Origin of the sequence: uncultured Ruegeria sp., assembly GCF_947497005.1 — a bacterium.
Lineage (GTDB): Bacteria > Pseudomonadota > Alphaproteobacteria > Rhodobacterales > Rhodobacteraceae > Ruegeria.
Genome location: NZ_CANMFF010000073.1, coordinates 1 through 372, shown reverse-complemented (window position 1 = coordinate 372; position 372 = coordinate 1). Strand labels below are relative to the sequence as shown.

1 protein-coding gene is annotated in these 372 nt (G+C 51.6%); it reads left to right on the top strand.

Translation table 11 applies throughout. The features are described from left to right. Positions 1-252: 252 nt before the first annotated feature. On the top strand, positions 253-372 hold a 120-nt coding region (locus Q0816_RS26180; protein WP_367180615.1), incomplete at its 3' end, for an SAM domain-containing protein.

Sequence of the window (372 nt, the reverse complement as noted above, 5' to 3'; positions counted from 1 at the left end):
TGTCACTGCCCGCCTCGTTCGAAATCTGAGACGCCACTAACACGGAGGCGTCGGAGCCGAAAGTTTGCGACAAAGCCTCTCTGCGGCCGCAAAAATCTTCGAACAACATCTGCAATCCGGACTTTCGGGCAGAAAGCGACCGCAAAAATCCACTGATTTCACCTGAAAGTCCTCGAATCGGTTGTTGTGACTGGTCAAGTTACAAGCAGGGTTTGATTTGTGTTAATGTAGTTTCATCCACCGAGGTTTCCTATGCCGCAGCGGGTGCAAAACTTTCTCAGCGAGCTTGGGCTCGCCGAATACAACGAGGCCTTTCGCGAGCAAGGCGTTGATTACGATCTACTTGGCGATTTGACTGCCGACGATTTGCGT